This window comes from Burkholderia sp. BE12 (genome assembly GCF_002959955.1).
Taxonomy (GTDB): Bacteria; Pseudomonadota; Gammaproteobacteria; order Burkholderiales; family Burkholderiaceae; genus Burkholderia.
This window is the reverse complement of sequence record NZ_PREY01000041.1, coordinates 17,464-31,955: the sequence shown is the minus strand read 5'-3', so window position 1 is coordinate 31,955 and position 14,492 is coordinate 17,464. Positions and strand designations below refer to the sequence as shown.

The 14,492-nt window shown below is 67.4% G+C and carries 17 protein-coding genes and 1 tRNA gene; 6 read left to right on the top strand and 12 right to left on the bottom strand.

All coding sequences use genetic code 11. The annotated features are described in order from the left end of the window. The 3 genes from C4B30_RS31245 to C4B30_RS35980 are packed head-to-tail and all read right to left on the bottom strand — an operon-like array spanning position 1 to position 2,229. Positions 1–1,332, bottom strand: a complete 1,332-nt coding sequence (locus C4B30_RS31245) for a carotenoid oxygenase family protein (RefSeq protein WP_105133395.1) — start codon at positions 1,330–1,332, stop codon at positions 1–3. Positions 1,333–1,347: 15 nt separating this feature from the next. Then, on the bottom strand, positions 1,348–1,974 hold the full coding sequence (locus C4B30_RS31240) for a DUF2239 family protein (protein ID WP_105133394.1): 627 nt from the start codon (positions 1,972–1,974) through the stop codon (positions 1,348–1,350). A 39-nt stretch (positions 1,975–2,013) separates the two neighbouring features. Next, positions 2,014–2,229, bottom strand: a complete 216-nt coding sequence (locus C4B30_RS35980) for a hypothetical protein (protein ID WP_234015473.1) — start codon at positions 2,227–2,229, stop codon at positions 2,014–2,016. A gap of 334 nt (positions 2,230–2,563) precedes the next feature. Here C4B30_RS35980 and C4B30_RS31230 point away from each other — a divergent pair, with 334 nt between their 5' ends. Both C4B30_RS31230 and C4B30_RS31225 read left to right on the top strand, forming a co-directional pair. Next, on the top strand, positions 2,564–3,904 hold the full coding sequence (locus tag C4B30_RS31230; protein WP_105133393.1) for an MFS transporter: 1,341 nt from the start codon (positions 2,564–2,566) through the stop codon (positions 3,902–3,904). 62 nt (positions 3,905–3,966) lie between these two features. Then, a complete protein-coding gene (locus tag C4B30_RS31225; RefSeq protein WP_105133411.1) occupies positions 3,967–5,358 on the top strand; it encodes an enolase C-terminal domain-like protein in 1,392 nt (463 codons plus the stop codon). Between the two features lie 278 nt (positions 5,359–5,636). On the opposite strand, the gene C4B30_RS35450 is transcribed toward C4B30_RS31225, so the two are convergent. From C4B30_RS35450 to C4B30_RS31195, 6 genes are all read right to left on the bottom strand, one after another. Then, entirely contained in the window at positions 5,637–5,819 is a 183-nt protein-coding gene (locus tag C4B30_RS35450; protein WP_158683552.1) for a hypothetical protein, read from the bottom strand. A gap of 105 nt (positions 5,820–5,924) precedes the next feature. Further along, positions 5,925–6,000: transfer RNA gene (locus C4B30_RS31215), tRNA-Ala, on the bottom strand. A gap of 64 nt (positions 6,001–6,064) precedes the next feature. Next, positions 6,065–6,427, bottom strand: a complete 363-nt coding sequence (locus C4B30_RS31210; RefSeq protein ID WP_105133392.1) for a c-type cytochrome — start codon at positions 6,425–6,427, stop codon at positions 6,065–6,067. Beyond that, positions 6,424–7,224, bottom strand: coding sequence for a BON domain-containing protein (locus C4B30_RS31205; RefSeq protein ID WP_105133410.1), 801 nt, complete (start codon positions 7,222–7,224; stop codon positions 6,424–6,426). Before C4B30_RS31205 ends, C4B30_RS31210 begins: the two co-directional genes overlap by 4 nt. Before the next feature lie 17 nt (positions 7,225–7,241). After that, on the bottom strand, positions 7,242–7,823 hold the full coding sequence (locus C4B30_RS31200; RefSeq protein ID WP_105133391.1) for an SIS domain-containing protein: 582 nt from the start codon (positions 7,821–7,823) through the stop codon (positions 7,242–7,244). 126 nt (positions 7,824–7,949) lie between these two features. Next, positions 7,950–8,378 carry a YraN family protein gene (locus tag C4B30_RS31195; protein WP_199779098.1) on the bottom strand — a complete coding sequence of 143 codons (429 nt, stop codon included), beginning with the start codon at positions 8,376–8,378 and terminating at the stop codon, positions 7,950–7,952. A gap of 46 nt (positions 8,379–8,424) precedes the next feature. Here C4B30_RS31195 and rsmI point away from each other — a divergent pair, with 46 nt between their 5' ends. Further along, positions 8,425–9,303 (top strand): 16S rRNA (cytidine(1402)-2'-O)-methyltransferase, encoded by an 879-nt coding sequence (gene rsmI, locus C4B30_RS31190; protein WP_105133389.1) that lies wholly within the window; start codon positions 8,425–8,427, stop codon positions 9,301–9,303. 78 nt (positions 9,304–9,381) lie between these two features. Here rsmI and C4B30_RS31185 read toward each other — a convergent pair whose 3' ends face one another. Continuing rightward, the gene (locus C4B30_RS31185; RefSeq protein ID WP_027783259.1) at positions 9,382–9,993 is read right to left on the bottom strand and encodes a septal ring lytic transglycosylase RlpA family protein; all 612 of its coding nucleotides are present in this window, start codon (positions 9,991–9,993) and stop codon (positions 9,382–9,384) included. Positions 9,994–10,648: 655 nt separating this feature from the next. On the opposite strand from C4B30_RS31185, the gene C4B30_RS31175 reads away from it, so the two are divergent. The 3 genes from C4B30_RS31175 (at position 10,649) to C4B30_RS31165 (ending at position 12,499) form a co-directional block, all read left to right on the top strand. Then, positions 10,649–11,293 carry an MBL fold metallo-hydrolase gene (locus C4B30_RS31175; RefSeq protein ID WP_027783258.1) on the top strand — a complete coding sequence of 215 codons (645 nt, stop codon included), beginning with the start codon at positions 10,649–10,651 and terminating at the stop codon, positions 11,291–11,293. Further along, a complete protein-coding gene (locus C4B30_RS31170) occupies positions 11,290–11,949 on the top strand; it encodes an exonuclease (RefSeq protein ID WP_027783257.1) in 660 nt (219 codons plus the stop codon). Before C4B30_RS31175 ends, C4B30_RS31170 begins: the two co-directional genes overlap by 4 nt. Before the next feature lie 79 nt (positions 11,950–12,028). Beyond that, a complete protein-coding gene (locus tag C4B30_RS31165; RefSeq protein WP_006477376.1) occupies positions 12,029–12,499 on the top strand; it encodes an Lrp/AsnC family transcriptional regulator in 471 nt (156 codons plus the stop codon). Positions 12,500–12,558: 59 nt separating this feature from the next. Here C4B30_RS31165 and C4B30_RS31160 read toward each other — a convergent pair whose 3' ends face one another. Next, a complete protein-coding gene (locus tag C4B30_RS31160) occupies positions 12,559–13,716 on the bottom strand; it encodes a cation diffusion facilitator family transporter (RefSeq protein WP_027783256.1) in 1,158 nt (385 codons plus the stop codon). A gap of 242 nt (positions 13,717–13,958) precedes the next feature. Beyond that, positions 13,959–14,252, bottom strand: coding sequence for an H-NS histone family protein (locus tag C4B30_RS31155; RefSeq protein WP_006491875.1), 294 nt, complete (start codon positions 14,250–14,252; stop codon positions 13,959–13,961). Between the last annotated feature and the right edge of the window lie 240 nt (positions 14,253–14,492).

Here is a 14,492-nt window from a genome sequence, read left to right as displayed (position 1 = left end):
TCAGCGCTCGCGGGGCACCCACGCGCCGTGGAACCCGGCCGGCACGCGGCGCGGCAGATGCACGGTCGCGACCGGCCCCGCGTCGATCGCGCGCGCATCGAGGATCACGACGTCGCTCGAATCCGTCGCCGCGCGGTAGACCATCACCAGCAGCCAGCCATCGTCCTCGTCGGCGCCCCCCGGACGCGGCACGAACACCGGCTCGCCGTTCTGGTCGCCGGGCGGCACCGCGTAGTGCATCGTCGTGCCGCGCACGTGATCGAAACGCATCACGCCGCGCATTTCGGCGGGGTTCGGCTGCTCGGCCGCATACAGATGGCGGTAGCGGCGCCCGGTCCGGCTTTCGTTGATGCGCGGCAACTCGATGCCGCCGTCGGCGAGCGGCCCTTCGTCGATCAGCCCGTTCGCCGTATCGATCACGTAGCGCCACAGCTCGCCGACCGGGTTGTCGGCGAAGCGGCCCGTGCGCGCGTCGAGCCGCAGGAAGGACGGATAGCGCACCGCGTCGAGCACGATGCACGACGCATCGCAGTCGTACGCGTTCACGACGTGCTGGATGAAGCACGGCTCGACGTCGAACCAGCGCACGGCGCCGCCGTGGCGCGCGATCACGCCGATGCGCGCGGGCCGGCCGTCGTGCCAGCGCAGCGGCATCCGGTGGCCCTGCTTCAGCAGCGAGAAGTCGTAACCGACGTTCAGGTCGAGCAGCAGGCTGCGGGTTTCGGTGATCGCGAAGTCGTGCATCATCGACGGCGCGTTCAGCTCGATCTCGAGATCGACGCGCGGCACGCCTTGCGCATCCACGACGCCGTAGCGCAGCCACGGCGCACGCCAGTCCGCGCGGAACATGATCAGCTCGCCGGTCACCGGATCGACTTTCGGATGCGCGGTCATCCCGCCGTCGAAGCCCGCGTGCCGCGCCGGCATGCCGAACGAATCGAGCGCGGCGGTGATCGCGAGCGGCGCGCCGCCCTCGGCCAGCGCGAGCAATTCGCCCGCATGCTGCAACACGTTCACGTTCGGATTGGTGTCGGGCAGATGCGGCACTTGCCCGGGCGCATGCACGGCGGCCCAGCGCTGCGTGCGCGCCCAGCGGTTCCGGTAGCCGGCCGCGCGGCCGTCGTCGAACGCGATCGCATGCAGCATCGCGGCCTCCGGCCACCACGACAGCATGTCGTTGCCGTCGAAGCGGCCGCCCGGCGGGTTCGGGCCGTTGCGCAGCAACGTGCCGTCCAGTTCGCGCGGAATGGCGCCCGTCACGCGCAGGTCGACGATGTCGACTTCGTCGGCGACCGGCGCGATCGCGCCGCGGTTCAGGTCGAATACGGTCATCGCGTCGGCGCTCCGTCAGCAGCCTTCGGCGGACGGCGGCAGGTCGACGCGCGCCAGCGCGAGCGCATGGTCGCGCACGTCGGCCGGCCAGCCGGCAACCTGTTCGGCCAGCCGCGCCGGATCGTTCGCATACAGCGCCCGCGCGGCTTCCTCGAAACCGGGCAGGTCGCCCGCCATCGCCGACATGAAGTGGTAGGCGCGGGCCTGAGCGTCGCGGTGCAGGTCGGCCGCCGCATGCGTGCGCCGCGCGTCCTCGACGAGCTTGCGCAGCGCGACCGACGCGCCGCCCGGCTGCGCGCCGAGCCATTCCCAGTGACGCGGCAGCAGCGTGACCTCGCGCGACACGACGCCGAGCTTCGGCCGGCCCCGGCCGCGCTGTTCGCCCGCGCCTGCCGGCTCGCCGGCGCCGCCGGATACATCGCCCGACGGCACCGCATAGCGCGCGCGAATGTCGTCCGCCGTGCCGCGCAGGTCGAGGTCAATAGAGCGGCCCGTCGCGTCGTCGAAGACCAGAATCGAACCGGGCATCGCGTCGCCGGCCGCCTGCCGGACCGCCAGCGCGACCGTCGCGAGCGGGCCCGATGCGAGCCGCCGGTGACCGTCGAAGGCCGTGTACGAAGGAAGGAGCGTGGAAGTCGTCATGGGAGTCGCCCGCAGGCTGGAATCGGAATGACGCTATTTTTATCCGGGTATTAATTGGATGTCAATATTATCCGGGTAATAATATTGCGAATGGACTCCACTCTGTCGGGCGACCGGCGTGGCCCAGCAGAGCGCCCGCGCCGGCGCCACGATGCCGCGCCCGCTCGCCGGCACGTCGTCGAGCGATATATGCCCTTCGAACGCGCAGAATGCCCGCAGCGGCAGCTTCTCCTCGATCGTGTGCGCGAACTGCACGCCGGCATCGTCGGCGAGCCGCGTGCGCAGTGCGGCGGCACGCGGACGCGCCGCCGTCGCGTTTCTCGCGCAGCACGTGGCGCGCCACCCCCGGCAGCGACACGGACGACGCGCGCGTGACCATGCACCCGTTCGATCGATTCAAATACTGAATCGATCAAGTCAGCAATTGGCATGAAAGCGCAAATTTCGACATGACAGAATGGGCCGGGACGCTCTGTCTGAATCGGCGTCCGGTGCCCGGCCTCCCGCCGGCGGCATCTACACATACAACGCGCGCACCCGACGCGCCTGCCGCACGACGGCACCTTCCGCCCTTCGGAGGAGACAAGTCATGAATCCGCTTCACGCGCTGCCGGCGTCCGCGTCGGCAACGGCCCGGCGCACCCGCGTACGCTGGCTGGTGCTGGCCGTCCTGTTCGCGATCACGACGATCAACTACGCGGATCGCGCCGCCATCGCGATCGCGGGCCCGGCGCTCGCCCGCTCGATGCACTTGAGCCACGTGCAGATGGGCTTCATCTTTTCCGCATTCGGCTGGTCGTACGTGATCGCGCAATTGCCGGGCGGCTGGCTGCTCGACCGCTACGGCTCGCGCATCGTCTACGCATTCAGCATCTTCTTCTGGTCGCTGTTCACGCTGCTGCAAGGCGGGATCGGCTTCTTCGGCGGCGCGGCCGCGTTCGCGCTGCTGTTCGGGCTGCGTTTCCTGGTCGGCGCGGCCGAGGCGCCGTCGTTCCCCGCCAACAGCCGGATCGTGTCCACGTGGTTCCCGGCGCCCGAGCGCGGCACCGCGTCGGCGATCTTCAACGCCGCGCAGTACGCGGCGACCGTCGTGTTCGCGCCGCTGATGGGCTGGCTCGTGCACGCGTTCGGCTGGCAGTCGGTGTTCGCGGTGATGGGCGTGCTCGGCTTCGCGTTCGTGCTGGTGTGGAACCGCACGATGTACGACCCGAAGGACCACCCGAACATCAACCGCGCGGAACTCGACTACCTCGCCGAAGGCGGTGCGCTCGTCAACATCGACCAGGCGACGGGCGCGCGCGACGGCGGCCCGTCGATGCGCCACGTGAAGGCGCTGCTGAGAAACCGGATGCTGGTCGGCGTGTACGTCGCGCAGTACTGCATCAACGCGCTCACCTACTTCTTCATCACGTGGTTCCCCGTCTATCTCGTGCAGGCGCGCGGGATGTCGATCCTCAACGCGGGACTCGTCGCGTCGATCCCCGCCGTATGCGGGTTCCTCGGCGGAATTCTCGGCGGCGTCGTGTCCGATGCGCTGCTCAAGCAGGGGCGGTCGCTGTCGGTCGCGCGCAAGGTGCCGATCGTGATCGGCATGCTGCTGTCGATGTCGATGATCGTCTGCAATTACACCGATTCGCACGTGCTCGTCGTGGTGTTCATGGCGCTGTCGTTCTTCGGCAAGGGGCTCGGCGCGCTCGGCTGGGCCGTCAACGCCGACACCGCGCCGCGCCAGATCGCAGGCCTGAGCGGCGCGCTGCTCAACACGTGCGGCAATCTTTCCAGCATCACGACGCCGATCGCGATCGGCTATATCGTCGACCGCAGCGGCTCGTTCAACGGTGCGCTCGTCTATGTCGTCGCGCATGCGCTCGTCGCCGTGATCTGCTACCTGTTCGTCGTCGGCGAGATCCGCCGCGTCGAGCTTCAATGAACGGCGCGGGCCGCGCCGGCGCGTCCGGCGGCCCGCACGCCACCGGAACCAGGAGCGAACCGATGTCCGAACCCAGCCGTGCCGGCACCCCGCGCGTCACGCGCATGCAGGTGATTCCCGTCGCCGGCCGCGACAGCATGCTGCTCAACCTGTGCGGCGCGCACGCGCCGTACTTCACGCGCAACCTCGTGATCCTCGACGACAGCAGCGGGCATACGGGCGTCGGCGAAGTGCCGGGCGGCGAAGGCATCCGCCACGCGCTCGAGCGCATGACGGATCTCGTGGTCGGGCAGTCGATCGGACGCTATCAGGCAACGCTCAACGCGGTGCGCGCGGCGCTGTCCGGCGCGGGCGCCGGGCGCACGATCCGCCACGAAGTGACGTCGGCCGGCGAGGCGGCCGTGCTGCGCCAGCCGCACGAGATCAACCTGCGGCTCGACAACGTGATCACCGCGATCGAGGCCGCGCTGCTCGACCTGCTCGGCCAGCACCTCGACGTGCCGGTCGCGGCGCTGCTCGGCGAAGGCCAGCAGCGCGACGCGGTGCCGATGCTCGCGTATTTGTTCTATATCGGCGACCGGCGCCGCACCGATCTGCCGTATCGCGACGAAGCCTCTGCGTCGGACGCCTGGTTCCGGCTGCGCAACGAAGCGGCGATGACGCCGGCCGCGATCGCGCAGCAGGCCGAAGCCGCGGTCGAGCGCTACGGTTTCGCCGATTTCAAGCTGAAGGGCGGCGTGATGGCCGGCGCCGACGAGATGGAAGCGATCGCGGCGATCAAGGCGCGCTTTCCCGACGCGCGCGCGACGCTCGACCCGAACGGCGCGTGGTCGCTCGACGAAGCCGTCGCGCTGTGCCGCGGGCAAGGCCACCTGCTCGCGTATGCGGAAGATCCGTGCGGGCCGGAAGGCGGCTATTCGGGCCGCGAGACGATGGCCGAATTCCGCCGCGCGACGGGGATCCCGACCGCGACCAACATGATCGCGACCGACTGGCGGCAGATGGATCATGCGGTGCGGCTGCAGGCGGTCGACATCCCGCTCGCCGACCCGCATTTCTGGACGATGCAGGGCTCGGTGCGGCTCGCGCAGCTGTGCCGCGACTGGGGGCTCACGTGGGGCTCGCACTCGAACAACCACTTCGACGTGTCGCTCGCGATGTTCACGCATGCGGCGGCGGCCGCCCCCGGCACGATCACCGCGATCGATACGCACTGGATCTGGCAGGAAGGCGATGCGCGGCTTACGCGCGAGCCGCTCAGGATCGTCGGCGGCAAGGTGGCCGTGCCGGAACGGCCGGGGCTCGGGATCGAGCTGGACATGGCGCAGGTCGAGGCCGCGCATGCGCTGTACAAAGAGGTGGGTGGCACGGCGCGCGATGACGCGGTCGCGATGCGCTATCTGGTGCCGGAGTGGACGTACGATCCGAAGCGGCCGAGTTTCGGGAGGGTTTAGGGCGGGGTGACGGGAGGCGGGCTGATGGGCGGCGGTTGTCAAACGCGGAAAACGGCCGCATCCTGCCGGCTACCCGGATCGGTCCGCGCGGCGGACGGTCGGGCGCCGTCGTCCACCCGCAAAGAACGCTCTCCATGACGTCATCCGATCCGACACCGCGGCAAATCATCGTCTTCGTGCTGTATTCGGCGCTCTGTCTGCCCGCGAGCATGACCGTCGCTGGCTATGTCGCGACCCGGATCACGCGGAACGTATCGAATTTTCGAAGGCGGTGCGGGTTATGCGACGCTCTGGTGGCTGATCCTGCTGACCGGCGCGTTTTGCGCGCTGTCGATCGTCGTCTGCGCGCTGCTGCGGAGGAGAACGGCGGTTCTCGCGGCCATCACGGTGGGGCTCGCCGCGCTGTCGGTGCCGACGTTCAGGTTTGTGCAGGGGCTGGTGACGTAGTCACTGTCGATCATCGCGCCGTGCCGTGCCGAGCGCAGCGTGCTGGCGCTGCCTGTCGTCACCGGACCCCGCAAAAACAAAAAGGGCTCGACCTAGCGATCGAGCCCTTCGAATCCCGTTGGTGGAGCGGAGGAGGATCGAACTCCCGACCTTCGCATTGCGAACGCGACGCTCTCCCAGCTGAGCTACCGCCCCAACAGTCGACCATCATACACACGCATTTCCACGCCTGGCAATAGGGTTCCCCCTAGCTCACGCATCACTTCGACGGCGCCCCCGCCAGCACCCATTCGACCACCGAACGGACGTCGGCGTCGCTCATGCGCGGATGCGCAGGCATCGGAATCGCGCCCCAGACACCCGAGCCGCCGTCCTTCACCTTCTTCGACAGCTTCGCGACGGCCTGCGGATCCGACTTGTAGCGCGCGGCGATATCCTTGAACGACGGGCCGACGAGCTTGCGGTCGACCGCGTGGCAGCCCATGCACGCGTTGCTGCGCGCAACTTTCAGGCCGTCGCCCACGTCCGCATGCGCGACGCCCAGCGTGCCGGCCACGAGCGCCGCAACAGCGGCGCCCTGCACCGTCCATCGTTTCATCTGCTTCATCCACATGCCCGTCATTGCGCCTTCGCCTTCGGATTGCCCGGATGCACGTTCGACGAATTCGAGATCGGTGCGGGCGGCTGCAGCGGCGCGGACTGCACCGACGCGTCGGGTACCGCACCGACCGTCGCGCTGTCCGCCGGTGCGGCAGCCGCCTGCGCGGCGGATGCGCCGCTCGCGGGCGCTGCGTCCTGCAGCGCCTGCGCGTCCTGCGGCTTCACGTACTGGAACACCTTCACGACCTTCTCGACGCCCGGCACCTGGCTCGCGGCTTCCGCACCGCGATTGCCTTCATCCACCGTCACGAGGCCCATCAGATAAAGATTGCCGCGTTCGCTGACGACCTTGTAGTAGTTCGCCGAGATGCCCTTCGTCGCGATCAGCTCCGACTTCACGCGCCCTTCGAGGTACGAATCGTTCGCACGCGACGACAGCGACGACGCCGGCTCGACCGACAGCTCGTTGACAATGCCGTTCACGTTGTTGATGCCGCGCACGATTTCCTCGGCGCGCTGCTTCGACGCATCGTTCGGCACTTCACCCGTCAGCAGCACGCGACGGTTGAACACCGTCACGTTCACGTGCGACTGGTCCGGCAGCCCGTTGTTGATCTGCGTGAGCGACTTGACCTGGATCTCGCGATCCTCGGTCTGCGCACCGAGCGTACGGCGATCGGTCGCGATCAGCGCGCCGCCGCCGGCCGCTGCGCCCACGACCCCGAGCACACAACCCTGCAGCGACACGGCGAGGCCCGCCGTCAGCGCGGCGAGCAGCGTGGTTCTGACGAGCGTCTGTTTGACGCGGCTTTGATTCATCGACGGCTCTCCTTCGTTCAATCCTCACCCAGCAGCATCGCGTCGATGCCGTCGCACAGGCAGTGGATGGTCAGCAGATGGACTTCGTGGATGCGCGCCGCGCGAACGGCGGGCACGCTGATCGGAATATCGGTGTCGGACAGCGCGGCCGCGACCGTGTGGTCGCTGCCGCCCGTCAAGGCGACGACGGTCATCTCGCGCTCGTGCGCCTCGTCGATCGCCGCGAGCACGCGCGGCGACGCGCCGCCCGCGTCGAGCACCAGCAGGATGTCGCCCGTCTGGCCCAGCACGCGCACCTGCTGCGCGAACAACTGCTCGACGGCCGCGCCCGCGAGGCCGGCCTGCGACGCGTCGGTGGCCAGCGCGATCGCGGGCAGGCCCGGACGCTCGCGCTCGAAACCGCCGACCAGCGACGCGGCGAGATACTGCGCGGCGGCGGCCGATGGGCCGTCACCGCAAGCGATGATCTTGTTGCCGTTCGCCAGTGCGGCGAACATCGCATCGACCGCGGCTGCGATCGGCAGCGACAGCGCGTCGGCCGCTTCGGCATGAAGCGCGGCGCTGTCGCGGAATTGTTGCTGAATACGTTCGACTGACATCGATTCCTGGTGAACTGGGCGCGCGGCACAACTCGCGCGACATCGTGGGTGCGGCGAGTTTACCGTACTCCGGCGCCCTCTCCGGGGGTCCGGCAAGAACTCTTTACATCTCGTCACAGCTCGCGGCTACGCATCGTCGGTACGAAATGCGTCACGCAGCCACGCAAGCCGCCCGGCCTCGAACGCGACGACGTCGAAACGGCACGCGGCGCCGCCGCCGTGTCGCGCCCAGAACTGCAACGCGGCCGCGACCAGACGGCGCCGCTTGCGCCAGCCGACGCTCGCGGCCGCGCCGCCATGCCGGGTGCTGCGCCGTGCGCGCACCTCGACGAAGACGAGCATGCCGTCGGGCTCGCGCATCACGAGATCGAGCTCGCCGCCGCGCATCGTCACGTTCGCGGCGACGAACCCGAGGCCACGGCGCTCGAGAAACTGCCGCGCGCGCTGCTCGAACGCCGCGCCGACCGGTTTGGATCGCGCCGCGCCCGAAAAGTTGTCGCCCGAACGCGGCCGGCCGCGCGCGCCATCCGGCCGGGCCGGCGCCGCGTGGCACAATGCCGTCCTTGTTCCGTTCGCGCCGCGATTGCGTGCATTGCCTGCCATGACTGCCCTCCTCGAACTCGCGCATACGCAGCACTACCCGGACGCCGCGCTCTACGTGGTCGCCACGCCGATCGGCAATACGGCCGACATCACGCTGCGCGCGCTGCACGTGCTCGGCCTCGCCGACCGCATCGCGGCCGAAGACACCCGCAACACAGGCCAGCTGCTCGCCCGCTACGGGATCTCGAAACCGCTCGTCGCCGTGCACGAGCACAACGAACGCGAAGCCGCGCAGCGCGTGATCGAACTGCTGCGCGGAGGCGAACGCGTGGCCTACGTGTCGGACGCCGGCACGCCCGGCATCTCGGACCCCGGCGCGCGGCTCGTCGACGCCGTGCGTGCCGCCGGCTTCACGGTGGTTCCGCTGCCCGGCCCGAGCGCGGCCGTGACCGCGCTGAGCGTGGCCGGCGACTGGGCAGGCGCGTTCACGTTCGCGGGCTTCCTGCCGCCGAAGGCGAAGCAGCGCGCGACCGCGCTGCAGGCGCTGGCGTCGCACCCGTACGCGCTGGTGTTCTACGAAGCGCCGCACCGGATCACCGAAACCGTCGCCGCACTCGCCGACGCGTTCGGCCCCGCGCGCCGGCTGCTGATCGCGCGCGAACTCACCAAGCTACACGAGCAGTTGTTCCAGGGCACCCTGGCCGAAGGACAGAGCTGGCTCGCCGGCGATCCGAACCGGCAGCGCGGCGAGTTCGTGCTGGTCGTCGAAGGCGCGCCGGCGGCAAGCGGCGAAGCCGACGACACCGCACACGACGCGCTGCTCAGGCTGCTGCTGGAGGAAGTGCCGGTGAAGAGCGCGGCCAAGCTCGCGGCCGCGCTGACGGGCGCGTCGCGCAACACGCTGTATGCACGTGCGCTCGCGCTGAAGGAAGGCTGACGCGCGCCGCCGGCGCGCGGAAACGACAAAGGGCTGCCGGAAGGCAGCCCTTTGTGCATGAGCGGACGATCCGCCGCGTTACTTCGCCGAGATCGACGCGAACATTTCGTCGCGCGCCTCGCGCGCTTCCTGCGGCGACAACCCTTCGATCTTCACGCGGCCCGTGCCGGCGTGCACGAGGCCGATCACCTTGGCCGCCGCATACGACAGGTCGAGCACGCGGCCGCGCTTGAACGGCCCGCGATCGTTGACCTTCACGACGACCCACTTGCCGGTCGATGCGTTCGTCACCTTGATGTACGACGACAGCGGCAGCGTGCGGTGCGCGGCGGTGAACGCGTTCATGTTGAAGCGCTCGCCGTTCGCGGTGCGGCGGCCGTGGAAATCCCGCCCGTACCACGATGCGCGGCCGGTCTGGCGGAAATCGGACACATCCTTGCCGTCGATCGGCTCGGCGTCCGCCAGCGACGACTTCTTCGCGTCCTTGCTGTCGGCAGCCGGCATCGATGCCAGCGCGGAATCGAAGCTGAGCGGCTGCTTGTCGTCGTCCGCCTTCGCGGCAGCGGCCGTCTTGTCGACCGCCTTCTTCTGGCTCACGCTGCCGGTGGTCTGGCTGGGTGGCACCGCACAGCCCGTCAGCGCAAAAAACAATGCAATGGTTCCGAATCGGCTCGGAAAACGTAAATTCATCGACGTGTCGCCTTCTGGTTCGGGCCGCATCGATACAACGCTGCTTCACAACGCAGAGATGCGCCCCGGACGGCAAATGCGTGCACGCCCGGCTCGAGTGCGAGCAGGCGGCTAGCATGGGCGCGGCATTCGTCTAGGCCGCAACCGTCCTGATTAGCTTTCACGTCTGGCGCAACCTGTCCCCAACAGCCTGACCAGACCCCACATGCCGCCATCGAACATGGCTTCACGTTCGCGCGCGTCGATACGACCAACGCACAGGAACGGCGGCACAGGCCTCATCCGGCGGCGCGGCAGCAGGGCCGCAGGCGGGCGCGCAGCGCCCGGCCGGACAAGACGTGAGCACCGAATGCTCGGTGCTGGATACACCGCCGGACTTCCCGGCGGCCGATGCTTGACGGTGAATCGGATGCCTCGTTTAACGGGGCCGAAACACCAGCGAATTGCGTGAAATTCACGCGCAATGGGGCGCATTATACATAAATCAAAACCTTGTCTCGAAAAGCGCCCCTGGCGGACCATTGATTCTCGCTATGGCTGTAACAATCGGTATGCTCGGGGAAAGCCCTCATCGGCGCGCCGCGCCATGCATCGCACGCACGGCAGGCCGCGCGCTCGACCGGTACAATCGCTCCTTTTAGCCGCCGGTGCTCCCATGAAAGTCACGCTCATTCCGGTCACGCCGTTCCAGCAGAACTGCTCGCTGCTCGTCTGCGAAAAGACGGGCCGCGCCGCCGTCGTCGATCCGGGCGGCGATCTCGACCGGATCGAACAGGAAGTCGCGCGGCAGAACGTGCAGGTCGAGAAGGTGCTGCTCACGCATGGGCACATCGATCACTGCGCGGGCGCGAAGACGCTCGCGACGCGCTACGGCGTGCCGATCGAGGGGCCTCAGGAAGAGGAACGCTTCTGGATCGAGAAGCTGCCGACGCAGAGCGAACGCTTCGGCTTTCCGGCCGCCGACATCTTCGAGCCCGACCAGTGGCTGAACGACGGCGACACCGTGCAGTTCGGCGACGAGACGCTCGAGGTCTATCACTGCCCGGGCCACACGCCCGGCCACGTCGTGTTCTTCAGCCGTGCACATCGCGTCGCGATCGTGGGCGACGTCCTGTTCGCGGGCTCCATCGGCCGGACCGATTTCCCGCGCGGCAATCACGAGGATCTCGTCCGTTCGATCAAGGAAAAGCTGTGGCCGCTCGGCGACGACGTCACGTTCGTGCCCGGTCACGGCCCGGTGTCGACGTTCGGCGACGAGCGCCGCACGAACCCGTTCGTGTCCGACAAGGTATTTGGATGAACCAGACCGCCATCCCCGAAATCTACGTCAGCACCGACGTCGAGGCCGATGGCCCGATTCCCGGCCCGCACTCGATGCTGAGCTTCGCCTCGGCGGCCTATACCGAGGACAAGCAACTGATCGCGACGTTTTCGGCAAACCTCGAGACCCTGCCCGGCGCGCACGCCCACCCGGTGCAGGAAGCCTGGTGGAAGACCGAACCCGAAGCCTGGGCCGCATGCCGGCGCGACCTGCAGACGCCCGAGGCGGCGCTGGTCGCCTACGTCGAATGGGTCGAGGCGCTGCCCGGCAAGCCGGTGTTCGTCGCGATGCCGGCCGGCTTCGATTTCACCTTCATGTTCTGGTACATGATGCATTTCGCGGGGCGCTGCCCGTTCTCGTGGTCGGCGCTCGACATCAAGACGCTCGCGTTCGCGATGACGGGCCTGCCGTACCGCAAGGCGATCAAGCCGCGCTTTCCGAAGCATTGGTTCGACGACCATCCGCACACGCACGTCGCGCTCGACGATGCGATCGAGCAAGGCGCGCTGTTCTGCAACATGCTCGCCGACCTGCGCCGTCAGCAGGCCGCGCTCGCGGGCCTGGCCGTGTCGGATACCGATCGGTCGGAAAGCGCGGGGGCGGGACAAAATCCCACGGATCCGCGAGCAAATTAGCGAATCCCGCTCACCAGCGCGTCGCCAGATTGCCTTTCCTTCCCCGGCCCTCTAACATTCAGCGTGTTGTAGCTGCCGCATGGAGGCGCAGGTGACGCTCGATTCCTTTTCGCAAAAAATCCTTCGCCTGTTGCAGCTCGACGCGCGCCGTTCCGTTCAGGAAATCTCCGACCAGGTCGGGCTGTCGAGCACACCGTGCTGGCGCCGCATCAAGGACATGGAACAGTCGGGCGTGATCCAGCGCTACACGGCGCTGCTCGATCGCGAGAAGCTCGGTCTGCACGTCTGCGCGCTCGCGCACGTGCACCTGACGCGTCACAACGAAGGCGGCGTCGAGCAGTTCGAGCGCGAGATCGCGACCTGCCCGGAAGTCACCGAGTGCTACAGCACGACCGGCGAAGCCGATTACATCCTCAAGATCGTCGCGCCGGACATCAAGGCCTACGACGTGTTCCTGCACGAACGCATCTTCAAGATCCCGGCCGTGTCGCAGGTGCGCACGAGCGTCGTGCTGCGCGAAATCAAGTTCGACACGCAACTGCCGCTGTAACGCGCGGGCCTGCCGCCTGAGGCCGGCCGCGTTCGCGGTTGCCGGCTGCCGGCTGCCGGTCACGTCTGCACGGGCAATGTGCGCGTGAAGCCGATCCGGCGCGCGCCGAACTCGCGCTTCAGCGTCTCGACGTCGAGCCGGCCGGCCAGCGCCGCATCGGTGTCGCGCGGGTCGCTGTCGAGCGTCACGTCGACCTCGAGCCCCGTACTCAGGTAATGCAGATTGATCGCCGCGGCGCGCAGCCCGCGCTGCGCGAGCGCGGCCTCGAGCCGGGCCACGAGTTCGTCGCGCGGCGGCAGCGCGAGCGCCGGACGGCGCGCCGCGTCGTTCTCCGGGTCGACATGGATCAGCGCATCGAGCACGCGCGGGTCGGACAGCACGCGCGCCCGCGCGGTCTCGGCGATGTAATGCCCTTCGGAGACGGAGATCTTCGGATCGACGAGGATGTGCGCGTCGACGAGCGCGGCATCGCCCATCTTGCGCGTGCGCAGGTCGTGCACGTCGCGTACGCCGGGCGTCGCGGCGAGCAGCGCGCGGATCTCGGCCGTGTCGGCCGTATCGAGCGCGCGGTCGGAGAGGTCCTGCAATGCGTCATAGCCGAACGTCCAGCCCATGCGCGCGACCATGAAGCCGACGATCGCCGCGGCGATCGGGTCGAGCAGCCGCACACCGGCCAGGCTGCCGACGATGCCGATCGCGACGACGAGCGACGACGCGGCATCCGAACGCGCATGCCATGCGTTGGCGACGAGCATCGCCGAGCGCACGCGCCGCGCTTCGCGCAGCATGTAGCGAAACAGCGCTTCCTTCGACACGAGCACCGTCAGCGCAACGATCAGCGCGGAAAAATGCACGGCCGGAATGTTTTCGAGATTAACGAGGCGGTCGCCGGCGCGCCAGAGCATGCCGATACCGACCGCAATCAGGATCGCGCCGAGAAACAGCGACGCGACCGTCTCGTAGCGGCTATGGCCGTAATTGTGGTCGGCATCCGGCGATGCGCCGCTATGCCGATTCGCAACCAGCACGACAAAATCCGAGATCAAATCGGAAATCGAATGCACACCGTCAGCAATCAATGCCTGCGAATGCGCAATCACGCCGACGGCGATCTGAAATGTCGCAAGCACGACATTCAGGACAATACTGACGAGCGTGCTCTTGCGCGCAACTGCGTGCTTATCTGCGCTCTGCGCGTCGCCGGAAAACGTGGACATGAAATATGAGATATCGGTGTGCGGAACGTAATTCTATCAAAGGCGCCCCGCGCGCCCTTCCAGTACCCACAAATTTCTCATTTAAATCAATCGCTTATGCGAACGTGTCGCATTTTCATTCACACGACACACTTACATTTTCATGACGGCACAGCGGCCTTGCCGGCGTCCGGAAAACAAAAAAGCCGCGCTCCTCGACGGACACGCGGCTCTTCTGAAGAGCGGACAACCTAAACGAACGTTTAAATCGCAAACTGTTCGCGGTTCTTGCCGGCGATCCAGCGCGGCGGCTTGCCACGACCCGACCACGTCGCGCCCGTTTCCGGATCGCGGTATTTTGCCGCCACGCCTGCGCGCGGGCGACCGACCTTGCCGGCCTTCGCGCGGCTGAGACCGAGTTCGGCGAGCGAAAAGCCGTAGTCGGCAATTTTCTGCTTCACGTCATTCAGCACTTCAGCGTATTCACGCGACTTCGCTTCTTCGATTTGCTTCTCCAGCTTCTCCCGCTGGGCCAGCAGGTCCTTGTAAGAAGACATAGTTTCCCTTTCTATCTATCTGACCAATGGCGCCGGTCTGAGCCAGCTCACCATTCATGAAATATATGTGCCTCGGATTTTCGAAGGCAGAGATTAGCACAAAAAAGATTTGATAGAAGCGAGATTCACGAAAATCCCGAGACCAATTGTAATTCGCACATGTCATTTTGACCGGCCGCGGCCTTTTCTCAAATTTTTACGCTCCTGCATAGAGATTAGGACATTAGCGATTGGCTATTA